The sequence below is a fragment of the Alistipes senegalensis JC50 genome, from assembly GCF_025145645.1.
Classification (GTDB): Bacteria; Bacteroidota; Bacteroidia; order Bacteroidales; family Rikenellaceae; genus Alistipes; species Alistipes senegalensis.
In genome coordinates this window covers 552,913-571,512 of record NZ_CP102252.1, presented here as the reverse complement: position 1 = coordinate 571,512, position 18,600 = coordinate 552,913, and the positions used below count along the sequence as shown (strand labels likewise).

The following is an 18,600-nucleotide window of genomic DNA, read 5'->3' as shown; positions in this document are numbered from 1 at the left end:
ATTCCTCTAAACTATGTCATTACTCAGGTTCAAGATGGTCGATGCGGCGATAAATCACAACGCCGTGGAGGTCAAGGCTCCCGAAGGTCGTCCTTCGGACTATTTCGGAGAGAAGGTATTCGGACGCGCCGCCATGCGTAAGTATCTCGACAAGAAGACTTACGCGGCGCTGCTCGACACGATGGACAACCGTACGCCGCTCACGCGCGAAGTTGCCGACAGCATTGCCGCAGGCATGCGCCAATGGGCGCTGGAGCACGGTGCCGACCACTACACCCACTGGTTCCAACCCCTGACGGGCGGCACGGCCGAGAAGCACGACGCCTTTGCCGAACCCGACGGATTCGGGGGCGTTTTGGAGGAGTTCTCCGGCAAGCTGCTTGTGCAGCAGGAGCCCGACGCCTCGTCGTTCCCCAACGGTGGTATCCGCAATACCTTCGAGGCGCGCGGTTACTCGGCCTGGGACCCCGCGTCGCCGGCCTTCATCGTCGATACGACGCTCTGCATCCCGACCGTCTTCATCGCCTACACGGGCGAGGCCCTCGATTACAAGGTGCCCCTGCTGCGCTCGCTGACGGCCGTGGACAAGGCCGCCACGGAGGTGTGCCGCTATTTCGACAAGAACGTCCAGAAGGTCTTCTGCTACCTGGGCTGGGAGCAGGAGTATTTCCTGGTCGATGAGAGCCTTTGGGCCGTGCGTCCCGACCTGATGCTCACGGGCCGTACGCTCATGGGACACGAGTCGGCCAAGAATCAGCAGCTGGAAGACCACTATTTCGGGGCCATTCCGAGCCGGGTGATGTCTTTCATGAAGGATCTCGAATACGAGTGTCTGAAACTGGGCATTCCCGTCAAGACCCGCCACAACGAGGTGGCGCCCAATCAGTTCGAGCTGGCTCCGGTCTACGAAGAAGCCAACCTGGCCAACGACCACAACCAGCTGCTGATGACCGTCATGGACAAGATCGCCCGCCGCCATCAGTTCCGGGTGCTGCTCCACGAGAAGCCTTTCAAGGGCATCAACGGCTCGGGCAAGCACAACAACTGGTCGCTGGGTACCGATACGGGCGTGAACCTGCTGGGTCCGGGTAAGACCGCTTCGGAGAACTTGCAGTTCATCACGTTCCTGGTCAACGCCATTTCGGCCGTGTACAAGCACAACGGTCTGCTGAAAGCGTCGATCATGAGCGCCACGAACGCTCACCGTCTGGGAGCCAACGAGGCGCCCCCGGCCATCATCTCGACCTTCCTCGGTACGCAGGTGTCGGCCGTGCTGGACAAACTGGCCGCTTCGAAGGGCGACGACGCCATCCGTTTCGACGCCAAGAACGTCTTCAAGATGAGCGGCATCTCGCACATCCCGACGCTGCTGCTCGACAATACCGACCGCAACCGCACCTCGCCGTTCGCCTTCACGGGCAACCGCTTCGAGTTCCGCGCCGTGGGTTCGTCGGACAACTGCGCCGAGGCGATGATCGCGCTCAACACGGCGATGGCCAGCGAGCTCACCGAGTTCCGGAAGGCCGTGGACGCCAAGATCGAGAGCGGAATCAAGAAGGAGAAGGCCATCTACGAGGTGCTCAAACAGATGATCAAGGCTTGCAAGGCCATCCGCTTCGACGGCAACGGCTATTCCGAAGAGTGGAAGGCCGAGGCGAAGAGGCGCGGGCTGGACTGCGAGACTTCGACGCCGCTGATTTTCGACCGTTACATCGACAAGGAGAGCGTGAAGCTGTTCAGCGATATGGGCGTCTTTACGAAGGTCGAGCTCGAAGCCCGCACCGAGGTGAAGTGGGAGACCTACACCAAGAAGATCCAGATCGAGGGGCGCGTGCTGGGTGACCTGGCGATGAATCACATCGTGCCGATCGCGTCGAAATACGAAGCGCAGCTGCTCGATAAGGTTTACAAGATGTCGCAGATCGGGGGGCTGGACGCTTCGTCGGACATCCGGCTCATCAAGAAGATCCAGAACCATACGGCCGAGATACAGCGGCTCACGGGCGAGATGATCGACGCCCGCAAGGTCGCCAACAAGATCGAGGAGCCGCGTGCGAAAGCGATCGCCTACCACGACACCGTCGCCGTCTGCTTCGACGAGATCCGCCGCCACATCGACAAGCTGGAGGAGATCGTCGATGACCAGATTTGGCCGTTGCCGAAGTACCGCGAACTGCTGTTCCTCCGCTGATTCTCTGTGATAAGCCGCTGTCTGCGGTACATTCCGAACGAGCCGGAACGGGTAATACGGATGTATTTCCTGCTCCGGCTTATTTTACGATACCCCGTGTCAGGCAGTTGCTGACGGGAACCCCTGTGTCCGGAGGAGGCATGAACCGGCTCCATCAAATCAAAACCGGGAACATCTTTCGAAGATGTTCCCGGTTTTCGTTCGACCTTGCAGGGTCTATTCCTCGTCGCGGTACATGTGTTCCACGTAGATGGCGTGCTGCATCGCCTCGCGCTTCGCAATCGAAGGCTTGGTGAAGTACTGGCGGCGGCGAAGCTCCTTCAGGACGCCCGTACGCTCGTATTTACGTTTGAACTTTTTCAGGGCGCGCTCGATGTTTTCGCCCTCTTTTACCGGCATGATAATCATAATATTCTTAGTTTTTTGTTGTTTTTTAATTTCGTTTTCTCTCCTTTTTGGCGGGGCGTGCATCCTCGATGCCCTCTCCCCGGAAATGCTCCGTTTACTCGTCGGCAGGTCCGCTGACAGACCCGAATCGCAGATAGGGAGCCAGCCGTGCTGCCTCCTCGCGGGTCAATATGTTCTCTTCGACTAATTCTTCAGCGGTGCTCCAACCTCCTTTCAACTGTCTTGCTTTCAGCAATTTTCGTAATGTCCGCGGTGCTATGTAGGGATGTCTCCCCAACACTTTCGGGCTTGCAAAGTTAATATCAATTTTCCGAATTTTGCAACTATCGCAGTAAATTTGTTTCAAAATTTTCTCATAATTGCGTTCCGTGACTCCCGGAACCTCTGCGAGTTGCTCCGCGCGGAGGAATCCTCCGAGCCGTTCGCGGTAGACGAGGATCGACACCACGGTCTTGGGGCCGATGCCCGAAACCGAACGCAGGGCGGCCGAATCGGCCGTGTTCAGCTCGACGGGCTCCTCGATCGGACGGGGCTTCCGCTCGGGGAAGATGACGTAGGGTTCGAGCGCGGAGGCCACCGAGTCGCTCACGACGTAGCAGTCGCGCAGTTCCTCCATGTCGTAGATGCCGCTCAGGTCGCGCCAGCGGATGAAAGCCTCGGCCTGCCGTTTCGACAGGGCTCCGATGGCCCGCAGGTAGCGGACGCTCACGGTGTCGATGCGGAACGGCTGGGGCGCCAGCGGTTCGGGGAGGATGCGTCCCGTGCGGTACTCCTCCGGGGCAATGGCGTATTTGCGGCCGATACGGACCCACGGCGCCAGCCGGCGGTAGAGCGAGTCGCCGATGCCGTAGCAGAGCGCCAGGTCCTCGGGAATGCGGAATACCTTGCCTGCGGCGCGGTATTTCAGCAGGCTCACGGCTTCGTGTTTCGAAAGCCCCAGCGCCAGCAGTTCGTCCAGCGTCGCCGTGTTGGGGTCGAAGTGTCTGAGCACCACGCTGTCCCGGCGTGTCTCCATCGCGGCTTCGGCCCGCCGGGCCGCTTCGGGGTCGGCCGACGGGCGCACCAGCACCAGCGCCGTGATGAGCAGTCCGGCCAGCGGCAGGAATATCGCAACGGCGCGTATCTCGCGGTCTGAAAAGAATTTAGCCATCTTTCCGCTGTTTTTCGATCTCTTCCAGCGCCCGTTTCACCGAGCCCCAGCGCAGCAGCGACTGCCGGGCTTCGGCTTCGGAGAGTCCCGACGCTTCGGCGACCATGCGCGTTCCGCGGGCCACGAGTTTGTCGTTGGTGAGCTGCATGTTGACCATGCGGTTGCCCTCGACGCGCCCCAGGCGGATCATCACGGCCGTGGAGAGCATGTTGAGCATCAATTTCTGGGCCGTTCCGGCCTTCATGCGCGTCGATCCGGTCACGAACTCGGGCCCCACGACGGCTTCGAGGGCATACTCCGCTTCGGCCGCTACGGGCGACGCGGGGTTGCAGGTGATCGAGGCGGTGAGTAGTCCGTGACGGCGTGCCGTGCGCAGTCCGCCGACGACATAGGGCGTGGTTCCCGACGCCGCGATGCCGATCAGCGTGTCGTCGGCCGTGGGGCGGTAGGGCGCCATGTCGCGCCACGCTCCTTCGGTGTCGTCTTCGGCGTGTTCCACGGCCCTGCGCAGGGCCCCGTCGCCTCCGGCGATCAGTCCGATCACCAGCTCGTGCGGCACGCCGTAGGTCGGGGGCAGCTCCGAAGCGTCGGTGACGCCCAGACGGCCGCTCGTCCCGGCACCGATGTAGAACATCCGCCCGCCGCGCCGCATGCGTTCGACGATGCGTTCGACGAGCCGTTCCATGACGGGAATGGTTGCCCGCACGGCCTCGTGCACGCGGGCGTCCTCGCGGTTGATGCCCGTCAGTATGTCGTGCACCGACATCTGTTGCAGATTGTCGTAGTGCGAAGCTTGTTCGGTGATTCTATCTTCCATGATGGTATTTCAAAAGCCCCTCGGCGGGGGATTCGACGATGGTTCCGATGCGGTAGCCCTCCGCTTCCAGCGTTTCGCGCAGCAGTTCCCCGAAGCGGGCCGCGATGCCGCCCACGAACGAAACGGGAAGCCCCTGCGGATAGCGGCTCAGATTGCGGGAGGCGAATTCGCCGAACGAGCGGCGGACCATTTCGCGCACCTCGGGACAATCGGTGTGCGCGAGGATGAAGGGGGCGAACGACGCCAGGAAGCGGTTGGCATAGGGCTCGCGGTAGACGCGGCGGATGATCTCCTCGTAGCTGAGCCCGGTCGCCGCCAAAAATTCCTCTTTCAGCGGAATGTGCCCCTTGAAGATGCCGTTCAGGAGATTGCGTCCCAGATGCACGCCGCCGCCCTCGTCTCCCAGCACATAGCCCAGCGGGGGCACGTTTGTCAGGATCTCGCCGCTGCGGCACCAGCACGAGTTGGAGCCGGTGCCGAGGATGCAGGCGATGCCTTCGCCGCGGCCGAAGAGGGCGCGCGCCGCACCCAGCAGGTCCGATTCGACGACGATCTCCTCTGTTCCGAAATGCGCCGCCAGTTCCCGGCGCAGCTTTTCGCTCGCCTCGGGGAAACTCGCGCCGCCTCCGGCGCCGTAGAACCGCACGGCCCTCACCGCACCGTACGGAGGCAGTTCGGCGAGCGCTTCGCGGATTTGTTCCGCGGAGTGCTGCACGGCGTTGATTCCCCGCGTGCGCACGGATGTCGTCCGCGCGCCGTCGTCCGCGACCCACGTGCATTTGGTCGATCCGCTGTCGGCAATGATTAGCATGGGTTAAATATACGTATTAATATGGAAAATCGAAAGAAAACGCGCTGACTAATTATCCGCAGAACAGGAATGGCGTGATTCTTGCGACGCTGCGGCGAAAAGGGGGGCGACGGCGTGGCCGGGATCAGCACCCGCAGGTAAAAGCACTTCGGGGAAGTGCCGTAAGCGGATAAATTAAAAAGTTCAGCGGGGGCGGAGTTTCGGACTCCGTCCCTTTTTCGTCCTATTTGAATTCGACGATCTCGGGACGTGTCGGGCGGTAGCGGTACTGCTCCATGCGCGTGGAGTTCGAGAGGCGGAAATACTCGCTTTCGACCAGTCCGTTTTTGCCGAAGGCGATGCCCAGCCGGATTTGGATCGTGTTGAATACCAGCCGTTCGTTGCGCAACCGCACGCCCAGACCGAGCGAGGTGAAAAAGTCGTTCTTGAAGATGTTGGGCGAATAGCCGATCAGCCCGAAGTCGGCGAATCCGAAGACGGCGATGCGGAATCCCAGCGGCTGATAGGGGGTGAAAACGACCGTTTCGGTGTTGAGGATCATGCGGTTGGTGCCGATGATGTGCTCTTCGAGGGCCTGCAATCCGTCGGTGCGGGTGAATCGGATGCTTTCGTCGCTGCCCGTGCCGCGGTTCCACCCCTGAGTGTAGTTGAAGGCGAGGAACTGGCGGATGCGGCTGCGCCGGAAGAGGAACAGGTTGGAGAACCACCGCAGATCGACATCCACGGCGCTGCGGTGCCACATGCCGTCGTTGAGGTCGATGTAGCTTCCCAGCGTGAATCCGCCCATGATGTAGCCCACGCCGCGGAATCCTCCGGTCTCGTAGCTCATTCCCAGGTACATGGCATCGTTGAATTCGCCCCACGAATAGCCCGTCGTCAGCTCGGCCTTGTAGCCCGTCGCCAGGTACTCGCGGCGTCCGAATCCGTAGATCATGTTGGCCGTGTAGAATTTCTCGCGGTAGAGTCCCGCCCCGACCAGCAGGGCGTCCTGATCGTGCAGCGCCGGGTTGAAATGCGGTCCCACCAGAGGCCGCCGGCTGACGCGGCGGTAGTTGTAGCGTCCCGTGAGGTAGACGCTCGAACCGATCCGCCGCAGGTAGCGGGAATAGCCGCCCCAGGCGTCGAGGTTCCGCTCCTTGACCAGCAGCGAGGTGTCCTGCTCGACCATGTAGCGTTTGGATTTGATGTCGCTGTACGTGAGGCCGATCTCGTAGTCGGTGGGCTTGATGAATTCCTTGCGCAGCCCCATGTCGAGCGTCGAGTTGTAGAAGTCGCGCCCGGCGGCGAACTCCGCGGTGTAGAAGCTCCCCAGTACGTTGGGGATTTCGTATTCGACCATGTTGCCGCCGTAGGAGAAGTCCTTGCGGCTGAAGTTGGTCATGAGTTTGAGCTTGTTGCCCCAGCCGAGGATGTTGGCGTCGGAGAGTCCGACCATCGTCCGGCTTTCGGAATACCATCCTCCGTCAACCGAGATGGTCCAGCTGTCGCGCGTGGTGATGGCCAGGTTGACGCGCGTCGAGTCGAAGGCGTCGGGCAGCACCGCGATGTCGATGTCGGCGATGTAGCCGCGCGAGCGGATCAGCTGTTTGTTGCGCACGATCAGTTCCGGATCGAGCGTGTCGCCCGGTTCGAAAAGCAGGTCGCGGCGGATGACACGTTCGCGGGTGAGGCGGTGGGTCTTGTTGGCGGTGCGTTCGAGCCAGTTGCCTCCGGGGTCGAAGACCTGCCGGCGGTCGATGGTGATTTCTCCGATGGTTTTTCCGGAGTAGGGTTGCAGCAGGCGGCTTTCGTCGGTCACGCGGCCGCTCATGGTGGTGTCGAGGACGGGTTTCACGAAAAGCATCTTGTAGAGCATGCGCGGCACGGCGCGGCGGTTGGTTTTCGACTCGATGCTGTCGTAAAGACGCTGGTTGCGGGCCGAGGCGTCGGGATTCGACACCCGGGCGCTGTCGGGGGTGAAACGGTCGGGCATATGCGCACCGGGGCCTGCGACGCGGGCGAAAGAGGCGGTCGCCGCCGCAGTCAGGGTCAGTACCAATATGCAGAACCGGACATACATTCGGTAAAGATAACGTTTTTTTCCGGTATTAAGTATGGAAAATCGCATCCGGAGGCCCTCAGGATGCGAAAAAAGGTCCACCCGAAGGTGAACCTTTTTCTATTGCGTCGGCCGGACGGGGCGTTCCTCGGAACCGTACGGGGATTCGGCGCCGGGCTTTTCCCGGCCCTCTCCTCTCTCTCTTGCCCCCCCCCGGGTTACCGGCGGCCTTCCTTGGCCTCGATACATTCGGTGGCGTGGGGGACCTTCATCAGGCGCTCCTTGGGGATGAGCTTGCCGGTGGTCTTGCAGATGCCGTAGGTCTTGTTCTCGATGCGCACGAGCGCCATTTCGAGGTTGCGGATGAACTTCATCTGATGGGCTGCCAGCCGGCCGCTTTCCTCTTTCGAGAGGGTGGCGGCACCCTCTTCCAGCACCTTGAACGTCGGCGACGTATCCTCGGTGTCGTTGTCGGCCGTATGGGTGATCGTGGCGCGCAGCAGCTCGTAATCCGCGCGGGCGTTTTCGAGCTTTTTCAGGATAAGCTGCTTGAACTCTTCGAGTTCCGCGTCGCTGTACCGTGTTCTTTCGTCTGCCATAGTCGTATCCTCCTTGTTTGGTTTCATGTAAAATTAAGCAATAATTCCGATATTACCAAATTTTACAGGAATATCGGGGCTATATCCGCGTTACCGCGATGCGCAGGGGCTCTTCATCGACATCGGTCTCCACGACCGCCTCGCCGGCCGGCTCCGCCGCGGCTTTCACCTCCACGGCGAGGGTCTGCGATGCGATGTAGTCGGCGAAGCGGGCGATGCCGTCGGCCACGCAGGGCTTCGACTCGATTTCGACGCGGATTTTGTCCGTGACTTCGAACCCGGAGTCTTTGCGGATATTCTGGATGCGGTTTATCAACTCGCGTGCCACGCCTTCGGCTTTCAGCTCTTCGGTGACCGTGATGTCGAGCGCCACGGTGAGTTTTCCCTCCGAGGCGACCAGCCATCCGGGCATGTCCTCCGAGGTGATCTCGAAATCGGCCGGCGTCACGGCGATCTTCTCGCCGCCGAGGTCGAGCACCGTCTCGGGCGCCGCCTCCACTTCGGCGATGCGCTCCTGCGAGAATCCGGCCACCAGCGCGGCGATCTGCTTCATGTACTTGCCGTAGCGCGGCCCGAGGGTCTTGAAGTTGGGTTTGATGCGCTTGGTGATGAGTCCGGTCGTCTTCTCGATCAATTCGACCTCCTTGACGTTGACTTCGCCCATGATGAGGTTCTTCACGGCCGAGATATGCTCCGCCGTTGCCGGGTCGAGCACCGGAATCAGGATCTTGGTCAGCGGCTGGCGCACCTTGATCGAGACCTTGCGGCGCAGGGCCAGCACCATCGACGAGACCTTCTGGGCCAGCGACATCATCTCCTCCAGCCGCGTGTCGATCAGCCGTTCGTCGGTCTTCGGGAAGGTCGAGAGGTGCACCGACTCGTCGGTGTGGCGGCCGCTCACGGCGTTGAGGTCCGTGAAGATGCGGTCGGAGATGAACGGCGCGAAGGGCGCCGCGAGCATCGAGACGGTTTCCAGACAGGTGTATAACGTCTGATAGGCCGCCAGTTTGTCCTCCGACATGCCGCCGCCCCAGAACCGCTTGCGGTTGAGGCGCACGTACCAGTTCGAGAGGTTCTCGCCCACGAACTCCTGGATGGCGCGGGCCGCCGGGGTCGGGTCGTAGTTTTCCAGCGATTCGGTCACGTTCTTGACCAGCGTATTCAGCAGCGAGATGATCCAGCGGTCGATCTCGGGGCGCTTCTCCATCGGCACCTCCGGCTCCCGGCCCGTGAACGAATCCACATTGGCGTAGAGGGCGAAGAACGAATAGGTGTTGTAGAGGGTTCCGAAGAACTTGCGGCGCACTTCATCGACGCCGTCCCTGTCGAATTTGAGGTTGTCCCACGGCTGCGAGTTGGAGATCATGTACCAGCGCGTCGCGTCGGCTCCGTAGGTGTCGAGCACCTCGAACGGATCGACGGCGTTGCCCAGGCGTTTGGACATCTTGTTGCCGTTCTTGTCGAGCACCAGTCCGTTCGAAATGATGTTCTTGAACGCCACCGAGTCGAACAGCATCGAGGCGATGGCGTGCAGCGTGAAGAACCAGCCGCGCGTCTGATCGACGCCCTCGGCGATGAAATCGGCGGGGTAGACCTCGCCGAAGCCCTCCTTGTTCTCGAACGGATAGTGCACCTGCGCATAGGGCATGGCGCCCGAGTCGAACCACACGTCGATCAGGTCCGATTCGCGCTTCATCGGCTCGCCCTTCGACGAAACCAGCACGATCGAATCCACATAGGGGCGGTGCAGGTCGATGTTCGCCGTCGAATAGTTCTCCTTCGACATGTCGCCGACCTTGAAATTCTTGTAGGGGTTCTCCTTCATCACGCCCGCGGCGATCGACTTCTCGATCTCGGCCATCAGCTCCTCGACCGAACCGATGCACTTCACCTCCGAGTAGTCCTCCGTGGCCCATACCGGCAGCGGGGTTCCCCAGAAGCGCGAGCGCGAGAGGTTCCAGTCCACCAGCCCTTCGAGCCACTTGCCGAAGCGGCCCGTGCCGGTCGATTCGGGTTTCCAGCGGATCGTCCTGTTCAGTTCGATCATCTTGTCGCGCAGCGCCGTGGTGCGGATGAACCACGAGTCGAGCGGATAGTACAGCACCGGTTTGTCCGTGCGCCAGCAGTGGGGGTAGGAGTGGGTGTGCTTCTCGATCTTGAACGCCTTGTTGTCGGCTTTCAGCATCACCGCGATGTCGATGTCGAGCGTCGTGTCGGCGTCGCTCAGCCGTTCGTCGTAGGCGTTCTTCACGTAGCGGCCCGCATACTCCCCGTATTTTTCGGCGTCGATGTTCGTCTTCACGAATTCCGGGTCGAGGTCCTCCACGAGGAAGAACTTGCCCTGCTTGTCAACCATCGGCTGGTTCTTGCCGGCGCGGTCAACCATGAAGAGCGGCGCGATGCCTGCGGCTTTCGCCACGCGGTCGTCGTCGGCGCCGAACGTCGGGGCGATGTGCACGATGCCCGTACCGTCCGAAGTGGTCACGTAGTCGCCGACGATCACGCGGAATGCGTCGCCCATCGGCTTCACCCACGGGAGCAGCTGCTCGTAGCGGATGCCTTCCAGTTCGGGGCCTTTCCACACCTTGTCCGTGATTTCGTAGGTGCCCTCCATCTTTTTGGTGAAGTAGGAACCCAGCAGCTCCTTGGCCAGGATGACCGTCTGCGGCCGGTCGGTATAGGGATTGCGGCATTTGACCTGCACGTATTCGATCGCGGGACCCACGGCCAGCGCGGTGTTCGACGGCAGGGTCCACGGCGTTGTGGTCCAGGCGAGGAAGTAGAGGTCGCCTTCGACCCCTTCGAAGAGCTTCTCGCTCCTGGCGTCGCGGATCACCCGGAACTGCGCCGTGCAGGTCGTGTCCTTCACGTCGCGGTAGCAGCCCGGCTGGTTCAGCTCGTGGGTCGAGAGGCCCGTTCCGGCGGCCGGCGAGTAGGGCTGGATGGTGTAGCCCTTGTAGAGCAGGCCCTTGTCGAAGAGCTGCTTCAGCAGCCACCACAGCGTCTCGATGTATTTGTTGTCGTAGGTGATGTACGGATCGTCCATGTTGACCCAGTAGCCCATCTTGCGCGTGAGGTTCTCCCAGACGCCCGTGAACTCCATCACCGCCTCGCGGCACGTGCGGTTGTACTCCTCGATGGAGATCTTCTTGCCGATGTCCTCCTTGGTGATGCCGAGTTTCTTCTCGACGCCCAGCTCCACGGGGAGTCCGTGGGTGTCCCATCCCGCCTTGCGGTGCACGAGATAGCCCTGCTGCGTCTTGTAGCGGCAGATGATGTCCTTGATCGTGCGTGCCATGACGTGGTGGATGCCCGGCATGCCGTTTGCCGAGGGGGGGCCTTCGTAGAATACGAATGCGGGGTGTCCCTCGCGGGTGTCGATGCTTTTGTGGAATGTGTCGCGGGCGTCCCATTCGCCGAGCACTTCGGCGGCTACGCCGGCCAGATCGAGACCTTTATACTCCTTGAACTTCATATCGGTAAGAAATTTCTTCGCTGTTTTTCTGACAAGCAGCAAAGATATAAAAAAGATTTAATAAATCGGACTTTTTCAAGCCCGATTGTTGCGAAGCGGGACCGCGCCGGCGTTATTTCCGGACGGGAACGTCGAGCCGGAAGCACGAACCCCGTCCGACGGCCGAATCGACGCCGACGCGGCCGCCCAGCTGTTCGGCGACCGATTTGCAGATCGAGAGTCCGAGTCCGGTTCCCTGCGTGAAGGTGTCGAGTTTGACGAAGCGTTCGAAGATGCGCCCGTGGTCTTCGGGGGCGATGCCGATGCCCGTGTCCCGGACGTGGAAGCGGACGTAGCCGGGGATCTCGCAGAATCCCACCGTGATAGACCCCTTCTTGGTGAATTTCAGGGCGTTGCGCAGGTAGTTGCCGATGATCCGGGTGACTCCCTGCCGGTATGCCCGGATCGGGCGCGGCGGAAGTTCCTCCTCCATGCGGAGCTCCACGCCCGGGGGACACTGCGGCCGGAACACCTCGACCGTTTCGCGGACGAACTCCCGGGCGTCGAAAGTCGTGCGGACGACCTCCGACCGTCCGGATTCGATGAGCGCGAGGTCGAGCACGTCGGAGATGATCTGCAACAGCAGTTCGTTGTTGCGCCGGATGATGTCGCTGTACTCCTTGCGGGTCTTGCTTCTGGGTTCTTTGGCGAGCAGTTCCGAGAATCCGACGATGGCGTTCAGCGGCGTGCGTATTTCGTGACTCATGTTGGCCAGGAAAGCCGATTTGAGGCGGTTGGACTCTTCGGCGCGCTCCTTGGCACGCCGAAGCTGTTCCTCGCTGCGGCGGGCTTCGGTGATGTCTTCGAGCAGGATGACCAGCTCGTCGTCGTCGTTCGGGGTATTGTAGATCAGGCTGCGGCAATAGCGTCCCGAATCCGGAGCCTGCCAGAGGTGTTCCCGGGAGTCTCCGGAGGGGATGTGCATGAATCTCGGGATATTCTCCTGGGGATTCACACCCGTTTCGCTGGCCGTTTTTCCGGTGAAGTCCTGCGTGCGGATGCCCAGTATCCGGCCGGCCTGCTGGTTGATGTACGAAAGCAGGTAATCGACGGCCCGGTCGGTTTTGTCGCGCAGGATGTTGATGCGCAGGTAGCCGATCGGCAGATGTTCGATCAGCTGCGCGAGATGGCTGTAATTGCGCTGCGCCGCCTTGTAGTTCTGGTTGATGGCGGCGAGTTCCGCGCTCTCGGGGTTGCCGCTCGTGACGCGGCGCACGCTGCCGAAGGCCGTGCGGGTATTCGTCCGCGGATCGGTGCGTACTTTCACGGCTTTGATTTGCAGACACTTGTTGCCGTTCGTCGTGACGAATGTCTCATCGAGCGTGTCGGTGACTTTGAGTGCGGCGCAGCGGGTGTAGATCTGCGCGCGGTGTTCTTCTCTGGGAAGCAGGCAAACTTCGTCGAACGTGATGCGCGTACGATCCGTGCCGAAGAGTTCTGCTGCCAGCGGGGAGCAGGTCATTTCGCGTTTTCCGAAATCGAGCTGCCACCATCCGATGTCCGATGCGTTGAGAAGTTGTTGTAATAGTTCAGTGGATACGGGATTTTTTGCGTTCATGGAAAGGGACTGTTTTTCCATTCGGCCGTTTTTATATTTAGTCGAATTTCATTTAGTCGAAAGACTGCATTTCGATCAGTTTGGCGTAGATGCCGTTGCGCTCCATCAGGGAGGTGTGCGTACCCTGCTCGGCGATGCGTCCGTGGTCCACGACGATGATCTGGTCGGCGTTGTGGATGGTCGATAGCCGGTGGGCGATGACCACCGACGTGCGGCCTTTGAGCAGGTTGTTGAGGGCTTCCTGAACGAGTTTCTCGCTCTCGGTGTCGAGGGCCGAGGTCGCCTCGTCGAGGATCAGGATGTCGGGGTTCTTCAGCACCGCGCGGGCGATCGAGAGCCGCTGGCGCTGTCCGCCGGAGAGCTTCACGCCCCGGTCGCCGATGTTCGTTTCGTAACCCTCGGGGCTCTCGCGGATGAAGCAGTCGGCGTTGGCGACCTTCGCCGCCTCGACCACCTCTTCGTGCGTGGCGCCGCGTTTGCCCATGGCGATATTGCCTTCGATGGTGTCGTTGAATAGCACGGTGTCCTGCGCCACGACGCTCATGTGTTCGCGCAGGCTCTCCTGCGTGTAGTCGCGCAGCGAGACGCCGTCGATGCGGATGTCGCCCGACGTGGGGTCGTAGAACCGCGGCAGCAGTTCGCTCAGGGTCGATTTGCCGCCGCCCGAGGGTCCCACCAGCGCCACGGTCTGCCCGCGGAGGATCTCGAACGAAACGCCGTCGATCACCTCGCGCGAACCGTCGTAGGAGAAGTGTACGTCGCGGAACTCGATCTTCTCTTTCAGACCCGTCAGCTCCTTGGCGCCGGGGGCGTCCTGGATTTCGGGCGTCGTGTCGATGATCGAGAAGATGCGTTCACCGGCGGCGATGCCCTGGTTGATGTTGGCGAACTGGTCGATGAAGGTGCGCACGGGGCGCGTGATCTGCGAGAAGATGGCCACGAAGGCGATGAATCCGCCGGGGTCGAGCGATCCCTTGGCGACGAGCGATCCGCCGAAGACGAGGATCACGCCCACGGCCGTGATGCCGAGAAATTCGCTCATCGGCGACGCCAGCTGCTGGCGGCGGGCCATCGAGAGGGTCAGCCGTGCGAGGTCGGCGCTGATGGCGTAGAATTTCTGCTTGATGTACTCGACGGCGTTGTAGCTCTTGATGACCTTGATGCCTGCGAGCGATTCGTCGAGCGTGGCGACCATTTCGCCCATGCGCTGCTGGTTGGTGCGGGCCGGGTGGCGGAGTTTCTTGACGATGCTGCCGATCAGCAGCGCGACCACCGGGAGGAACAGCACCGAGAAGATCGCCAGCTCCCACGAAATGGAGACCATCATCACGATGTAGCCGATGATGAGGAACGGTTCGCGGAACGACACCTGGAGCGTGTTGGTGATGCAGAACTGCACGACGCCCACGTCGGAGGTGATCTTCGAGATGATGTCGCCCTTGCGCTGGTCCGAGAAGTAGCCCACGTTCATGTCCATCACGCGCGAGAACATCTCGTTGCGCATCCGTTGCAGGGTCCGGGTGCGCATATTCTCCATGGTCCAGGCGCCCAGATAGCGGAACAGGTTGCTCAGCAGGCTGATGCAGATGGCCACTATGGCCAGCAGCATCAGGACGTTCTGCGTGGAGTATTCCTGGAAAATATGCGAATAGGTGAAGTTGAAGAGCGTGGCCAGATACTCCTTGTTCAGCTCCACGGGGGGCAGTTTCTCGACGTATTCGAACGAGTAGTTCGCGTCGAACATGGTGTTCAGGATCGGGATGATCAGCATGAACGTCAGCGAGTTGAACAGCGCGTAGAACAGGGAGTAGAAAAAGTAGGGGATCGCGTATTTCTTGATCGGCCGGGCGAAGCCCAACAGCCGCATGTATGTCTTGAACATTCCGGGCGTATGGTTTGGTGGTTACGCAATAATCGGACAAAGATACGAATAAGCGAGGGCAAAAGCAAGTTTACTTGCATTTTGCCGGGCGGAAGTATCTTCGGCGCAGCCAAAGATACGAAAAAGAATTGACAGCACCAAAACCGGGCTGCGGGCGGCTCGGTCCGGGGTATGGCGGCCGCAGCGGCTCCGGGGCCGGAAACGGTGGTCCGGCAGGGGGAGACTCGCAGGAAATTTCGGCGAAAGTTTGCGCCCGAAGGAGCAGAAAAAAAGAGCGGCGACGTTTCCGTCACCGCTCCGTGGGATCGTATCCCGTATCTTCCAGCCAGTGCGTCCGGTCGTTGGCCGCCGCCACGGCCAGCTTGTCGCAGCGGTTGTTCTCCACCGTGTCGGCGTGGCCCTTGACCCAGACGAACCGGACGTTGTGGCGGTTGTACGCGCGCAGGAAGCGCATCCACAGGTCGGGGTTCTTCTTGCCCGCGAATCCCTTGCGCACCCAGCCGAAGACCCAGCCTTTGGTGACGGCATTGACGACGTATTTCGAATCGGAGTAGATCACGACCTCCGAACCCTCGAATTTGAGGGTTTCGAGCGCCACGCACACGCCCATCAGCTCCATGCGGTTGTTGGTCGTCAGCCGGAAGCCCTGCGACAGCTCCTTGCGGTGATGCCCCGAGAGGAGCACCGCGCCGTAGCCCCCGGGGCCGGGGTTTCCGAGGGCCGAACCGTCGGTATAGATCGTGATTTGTGCCAAATTCGAGGTGAAGGGTTAAAAAAGCGAAAATGTAAGATTGACAGGCGATGTCATTGCGAGGAGCGCAGCGACGCGGCAATCTGCGCCGGAGTGGCGACGCTGTGGCGCAGATTGCCACGCTCACTTTTGTTCGCTCGCAATGACGGGAAGCAGATTTTCAGTTTTCCGCTTTTTACTCATTTCAGTGCGGAAAGCTGTGCCCGGATCGCCGCGATCTTCGCTTCGGCGTCGGCCTGCTTGGCGCGCTCGTTGGCCACGACCTTTTCGGGCGCCGAGGCGACGAAGCGTTCGTTCGAGAGCTTCTTCATCACCGAGGCGAGGAATCCCTCGTAGTAAGTCAGGTCGTCCGCGAGTTTTTTGCGCTCGGCTTCGGCGTCGATCTTGCCCGCCATCGGCACGAAATACTGCGTCGTCTTGACGATGAACGCCACGGCTGCCGGGTCCTTCTCCGCGACGGGCTCGATGGCCGCGAGGTTGGCCATCTTCATCATCACGGGGGCGAACTCCGCCGGATAGTTCTCGTCGGCGATCACGCGCAGCGTCAGCGCCTCCTTCTGGGGCAGGTTCTTCTGGTTGCGGATACTGCGCACCGAGGTGATGATCTCCCGGGCGAGTTCGAAGCGCGCCAGCATCGCGGCGTCTTCGGCCGCGGGTTCGGGCATCTGCGCCACGCAGATCGAGGCTCCCTCGGCCCGCGGCGCGAGGTCCTGCCAGATCTCCTCCGTGACGAACGGCATGAAGGGGTGCAGCACGCGCATCAGGGCGTCGAACCAGCCCTTCGTCGCCTCCATCGTCGGGGCGTCGATCGGCTGTCCGTAGGCGGGCTTCACCATTTCGAGGTACAAGCCGCTGAAATCGTCCCAGAACAGGCGGTAAGCCTCTTTGAAGGCTTCCGAGATGCGGTAGTTTCTGAAATCCTCGGCGATCTGCCGCAGCGAGCGGCCCAACGCCTGCCCGAACCACGCGACGGCGAGGCGGTTGTTCTCGCTTTGTGCGGCGGCGGCATCCACCGTCCAGCCGTTCAGGAGGCGGTAGGCGTTCCATATCTTGTTGCCGAAGTTGCGGCCCTGTTCGCACAGCGCCTCGTCGAACATCACGTCGTTGCCGGCCGACGACGAAATGAGCATGGCCATACGCACGCCGTCGGCGCCGAACTTGTCGATCAGGTCCAGCGGGTCGGGCGAGTTGCCCAGCTGCTTCGACATCTTGCGGCCGATCTTGTCGCGCACGATGCCCGTGAAATAGACGTTTCCGAAGGGCTTTTCCCCGCGGTATTCATACCCGGCCATGATCATGCGGGCCACCCAGAAGAAGATGATGTCCGGGCCGGTCACCAGATCGTCGGTGGGGTAGTAGTAACTGATCTCCTTGTTATCCGGGTGACGGATGCCGTCGAACACCGAGATGGGCCACAGCCACGACGAGAACCACGTGTCGAGCACATCCTCGTCCTGCCGCAGGTCCGTCAGTTGCAGCGATGCGTCGCCGCTCTTCGCGCGGGCCTTTTCCAGCGCCTCTTCGGCCGTCGGGGCCACCACGAAGCCGCCTTTGGGCAGGTACCAGGCCGGAATGCGCTGGCCCCACCACAGCTGGCGCGAGATGCACCAGTCCTTGATATTCTCCATCCAGTGGCGGTAGGTGTTCTTGTATTTCTCGGGCACGAAGCGGATCGCGTCCTCCATCACGGCCTTCGTCGCCGGTACGGCCAGCTCCTGCATCGAGAGGAACCATTGCATCGAGAGCTTCGGTTCGATGGCCACGCCCGTGCGCTCCGAATAGCCCACGTTGTTGGTGTACTCCTCGGTCTTTTCCAGCAGGCCCGCCGCGTCGAGATCCTTCTCGATCTGCCGGCGCACGTCGAAGCGGTCCTGACCCACGAAGAGACCCACCTTGTCGTTGATCGTGCCGTCGTCGTTGAAGATGTCGATGGTCTCCAGCCCGTATTTCTCGCCCAGCATGTAGTCGTTCACGTCGTGCGCCGGGGTCACCTTCAGGGCGCCCGTTCCGAATTCGATGTCCACGTATTCGTCGCGGATCACGGGGATCGAACGGCCCACCAGCGGCACGATGACGCGGGCCCCCTCGGCCAGCCACTCGTAGCGCGGGTCGTTGGGGTTGACGCACAGCGCCGTGTCGCCCAGAATGGTTTCGGGGCGCGTCGTGGCGACGATGATCGTCCGGTCGGTGCCCTCGACCGCATAGCGCAGGTAGTAGAGTTTGCCGTGCGACTCCTTGAAGACCACCTCCTCGTCCGAAAGGGCCGTCTGCGCCGCGGGGTCCCAGTTGACCATCCGCACGCCGCGGTAGATTTTCCCTTTTTCATAGAGGTCGCAGAAGACGCGCAGGACGCTCTCCGTGCGGGCTTTGTCCATCGTGAAGCACGTGCGGTCCCAGTCGCACGAGGCGCCCAGCTTGCGCAGCTGCTTGAGGATCACGCCGCCGTATTTCTCTTTCCACTCCCAGGCGTAGCGGAGGAACTCCTCGCGCGTGAGCGACGCCTTTTCGATGCCCTTTTCGTGGAGCATCGCCACCACTTTGGCCTCGGTGGCGATCGACGCATGGTCCATGCCCGGCACCCAGCAGGCGTTCTTTCCCGACATGCGGGCGCGGCGCACCAGCACGTCTTGCAGCGTGTTGTTGAGCATGTGCCCCATGTGGAGCATGCCCGTCACATTGGGGGGCGGGATGACGATCGTATAGGGTTCCCGTTCGTCGGGCTCCGAGTGGAAGATGCCCCGGTCGATCCAGTAGTCGTACCACTTGGATTCGATCTGCTGCGGTGCGTATTTGTCGGCGATTTGCATGGCGCGTAGATTTTACTTTGTTTTCAGGGATGCAAAGTTATTAACATTCTGTCAAAGATAAAATAAAATTCCTG

Annotated in this window: 12 protein-coding genes; 1 reads left to right on the top strand and 11 read right to left on the bottom strand. The window is 61.2% G+C overall.

Features of this window, described 5'->3' with window-relative positions; all coding sequences use genetic code 11:
• The first annotated feature begins 13 nt into the window (after positions 1-13).
• Positions 14-2,191, top strand: coding sequence for a glutamine synthetase III family protein (locus tag NQ519_RS02280; protein ID WP_227901045.1), 2,178 nt, complete (start codon positions 14-16; stop codon positions 2,189-2,191).
• 216 nt (positions 2,192-2,407) lie between these two features.
• Here NQ519_RS02280 and rpsU read toward each other — a convergent pair whose 3' ends face one another.
• From rpsU to NQ519_RS02225, 11 genes are all read right to left on the bottom strand, one after another.
• The gene (gene rpsU / locus NQ519_RS02275; protein WP_019149684.1) at positions 2,408-2,599 is read right to left on the bottom strand and encodes a 30S ribosomal protein S21; all 192 of its coding nucleotides are present in this window, start codon (positions 2,597-2,599) and stop codon (positions 2,408-2,410) included.
• Positions 2,600-2,693: 94 nt separating this feature from the next.
• The gene (locus tag NQ519_RS02270; RefSeq protein ID WP_019149685.1) at positions 2,694-3,749 is read right to left on the bottom strand and encodes a helix-hairpin-helix domain-containing protein; all 1,056 of its coding nucleotides are present in this window, start codon (positions 3,747-3,749) and stop codon (positions 2,694-2,696) included.
• Positions 3,742-4,566, bottom strand: a complete 825-nt coding sequence (gene murQ, locus NQ519_RS02265) for an N-acetylmuramic acid 6-phosphate etherase (RefSeq protein ID WP_019149686.1) — start codon at positions 4,564-4,566, stop codon at positions 3,742-3,744. Before murQ ends, NQ519_RS02270 begins: the two co-directional genes overlap by 8 nt.
• Positions 4,556-5,377, bottom strand: a complete 822-nt coding sequence (locus tag NQ519_RS02260; RefSeq protein ID WP_019149687.1) for an ATPase — start codon at positions 5,375-5,377, stop codon at positions 4,556-4,558. The genes murQ and NQ519_RS02260 overlap by 11 nt, the downstream gene beginning before the upstream one ends.
• 223 nt (positions 5,378-5,600) lie before the next feature.
• Positions 5,601-7,436, bottom strand: a complete 1,836-nt coding sequence (locus tag NQ519_RS02255; protein WP_019149688.1) for a BamA/TamA family outer membrane protein — start codon at positions 7,434-7,436, stop codon at positions 5,601-5,603.
• 197 nt (positions 7,437-7,633) lie between these two features.
• The gene (locus tag NQ519_RS02250) at positions 7,634-8,014 is read right to left on the bottom strand and encodes a TraR/DksA family transcriptional regulator (RefSeq protein WP_009598700.1); all 381 of its coding nucleotides are present in this window, start codon (positions 8,012-8,014) and stop codon (positions 7,634-7,636) included.
• Positions 8,015-8,093: 79 nt separating this feature from the next.
• Positions 8,094-11,489 (bottom strand): isoleucine--tRNA ligase, encoded by a 3,396-nt coding sequence (ileS, locus tag NQ519_RS02245; protein WP_019149689.1) that lies wholly within the window; start codon positions 11,487-11,489, stop codon positions 8,094-8,096.
• 112 nt (positions 11,490-11,601) lie between these two features.
• Complete coding sequence (locus tag NQ519_RS02240; RefSeq protein WP_044118674.1) at positions 11,602-13,086, bottom strand: PAS domain-containing sensor histidine kinase; 1,485 nt, start codon at positions 13,084-13,086, stop codon at positions 11,602-11,604.
• 52 nt (positions 13,087-13,138) lie between these two features.
• Positions 13,139-14,968: an ABC transporter ATP-binding protein gene (locus NQ519_RS02235; RefSeq protein WP_019149691.1), complete on the bottom strand. Its 1,830-nt coding sequence runs from the start codon at positions 14,966-14,968 to the stop codon at positions 13,139-13,141.
• A 289-nt stretch (positions 14,969-15,257) separates the two neighbouring features.
• On the bottom strand, positions 15,258-15,722 hold the full coding sequence (gene rnhA, locus NQ519_RS02230; protein ID WP_019149692.1) for a ribonuclease HI: 465 nt from the start codon (positions 15,720-15,722) through the stop codon (positions 15,258-15,260).
• Positions 15,723-15,898: 176 nt separating this feature from the next.
• Positions 15,899-18,526: a valine--tRNA ligase gene (locus tag NQ519_RS02225; RefSeq protein ID WP_019149693.1), complete on the bottom strand. Its 2,628-nt coding sequence runs from the start codon at positions 18,524-18,526 to the stop codon at positions 15,899-15,901.
• Positions 18,527-18,600 lie beyond the last annotated feature (74 nt).

What these genes read in the sequence shown, in the direction of transcription:
- NQ519_RS02280 (WP_227901045.1), top strand. Translation starts at nt 14, where the DNA reads ATGTCATTACTCAGGTTCAAGATGGTCGATGCGGCGATAAATCACAAC.
- rpsU (WP_019149684.1), bottom strand. Translation starts at nt 2,599, where the DNA reads ATGATTATCATGCCGGTAAAAGAGGGCGAAAACATCGAGCGCGCCCTG.
- NQ519_RS02270 (WP_019149685.1), bottom strand. Translation starts at nt 3,749, where the DNA reads ATGGCTAAATTCTTTTCAGACCGCGAGATACGCGCCGTTGCGATATTC.
- murQ (WP_019149686.1), bottom strand. Translation starts at nt 4,566, where the DNA reads ATGGAAGATAGAATCACCGAACAAGCTTCGCACTACGACAATCTGCAA.
- NQ519_RS02260 (WP_019149687.1), bottom strand. Translation starts at nt 5,377, where the DNA reads ATGCTAATCATTGCCGACAGCGGATCGACCAAATGCACGTGGGTCGCG.
- NQ519_RS02255 (WP_019149688.1), bottom strand. Translation starts at nt 7,436, where the DNA reads ATGTATGTCCGGTTCTGCATATTGGTACTGACCCTGACTGCGGCGGCG.
- NQ519_RS02250 (WP_009598700.1), bottom strand. Translation starts at nt 8,014, where the DNA reads ATGGCAGACGAAAGAACACGGTACAGCGACGCGGAACTCGAAGAGTTC.
- ileS (WP_019149689.1), bottom strand. Translation starts at nt 11,489, where the DNA reads ATGAAGTTCAAGGAGTATAAAGGTCTCGATCTGGCCGGCGTAGCCGCC.
- NQ519_RS02240 (WP_044118674.1), bottom strand. Translation starts at nt 13,086, where the DNA reads ATGAACGCAAAAAATCCCGTATCCACTGAACTATTACAACAACTTCTC.
- NQ519_RS02235 (WP_019149691.1), bottom strand. Translation starts at nt 14,968, where the DNA reads ATGTTCAAGACATACATGCGGCTGTTGGGCTTCGCCCGGCCGATCAAG.
- NQ519_RS02225 (WP_019149693.1), bottom strand. Translation starts at nt 18,526, where the DNA reads ATGCAAATCGCCGACAAATACGCACCGCAGCAGATCGAATCCAAGTGG.